The organism is Ruoffia sp. FAM 26255 (genome assembly GCF_045528525.1).
Lineage (GTDB): Bacteria > Bacillota > Bacilli > Lactobacillales > Aerococcaceae > Ruoffia > Ruoffia tabacinasalis.
Window position 1 is genome coordinate 1 of record NZ_JBGQQX010000115.1, and the last position, 1,584, is coordinate 1,584.

Annotated in this window: 1 protein-coding gene; it reads left to right on the forward strand. The window is 37.5% G+C overall.

Annotated features, from left to right (window positions below; all coding sequences use genetic code 11):
* Nucleotides 1–196 precede the first annotated feature (196 nt).
* A complete protein-coding gene (locus ACEN31_RS11485; RefSeq protein ID WP_091635554.1) occupies nucleotides 197–1,432 on the forward strand; it encodes a transposase in 1,236 nt (411 codons plus the stop codon).
* Nucleotides 1,433–1,584 lie beyond the last annotated feature (152 nt).

Genomic DNA, 1,584 nt, shown 5'->3' on the forward strand with positions numbered 1-1,584 from the left:
TTTTGAATTTACCCAAAATTTTACGATATCGCATACCATAATAAAAGCCCGAGACATTCGCATGTGGAAAACATGGAAGCCTCAGGCTTTTTAACTATCCACAGCCTAAATCTGTGGACTCTTTTCGTCCTGTTACATGGTATCATTGAATCACCACAAAACAAAAATACAGAACAGGAACTGAGGTTATTTTACCATGAATGCTACAGAAATATATCAAACGAAGCGACGTTTACTTACTTTTTTAGAAAAGCTGACTCAAGGACTTTCTAAACCACGAAAGAAATTTTACAGCGATATGGTGTATGGCATGTCTAAGGCTCAAAATACAGTGTTGTCAGATATTGCCCGAGCGTTAGAAGAAAAGATCGACTTGAAATACACGATCAAACGCTTATCTCGTCACGGCGCTGAAGAGAAGGATCTGAAACAGGTCCACCAGAACTATTTAAATACTTTAAAAACATCTATTCCGGATAACCCATTGGTTATCGTTGATGAATCGGACATTGTTAAACCGTATGCTGAAAAAATGGAGGACTTGGCTTTAGTACGTGATGGGTCGAAAAATGTCCTTGAAAAAGGCTATTCTACCTTAAATTTTTCAATGGCGACTCCGAGTACTAAGCACCCCTTACCGCTGTATCATCATTTGTATTCCTCCAAGGAGGAAGGGTTTCAAAGCCAAAATATTGAAATAGCCAAAGGGTTTAATGCCGTCCATGCTTTTTTAGGAAAGAAAAAAGCAACATTCGTTATGGATCGTGGCTATGACCGAAACACGATCTATGAGTATGTTGAGGATATCGGACATCACTTCATTACTCGGTTAAAGGATAACCGGCATTTAATCCATAAAAATCAGCGCATGAAAGTTCCAGAATTAGCGAAACGCCGAAAAGGAAAGATCAATTTTAAAACCGAAATTCAAGGCGAGAAATATAGCCTGAAAGTCAGCCATATTAAAGTTAAATTACCTGTGTTAAAAGAGGTGTCCTTGAATATGGTCGTTGTATATGGTTATGGCGCAACGCCTATGAAACTATTAACGAACCACTCCATCAAAGGGAAGGACGATGTCCTTCGCATCCTTAAAAGTTATATTACCCGCTGGCGAATTGAAGAGCTGTTCCGCGTCCAAAAGGAAGAATTTCAATTAGAGAAAACACGAACCATGACATTAAGTTCTTTACGCATTTTATATACTGTGATGAACAGCCTCATTGGTCATTATTCGTTAGCGATTGAAAAGAACACTTCTCATACTCAAGTGGTTTTAGCACGGGCGCGGCCCTCCAATACACTAAAGAAAATAAAATTTTATCTTTATCGTTTTATCCGAGGGGTCTCAAATATTCTCAGATTTGATACCGCAGGTATCAAGCACTTTCATAGAATTGAACAACGTTCTAACCAATTGTCTCTCTTATGAATGAAGCAATTGAATAATTTTGAACACGCGCTTATGGGCGTTCTATTTGTGTGTTCAATGTTAGAGAAATGAGTAAAAATGGCTGTTAATTGAATTTATTTATTTTCTTAATCTCATTTATAATTCCTCAACGTAAAATGGGTAAATTCAAA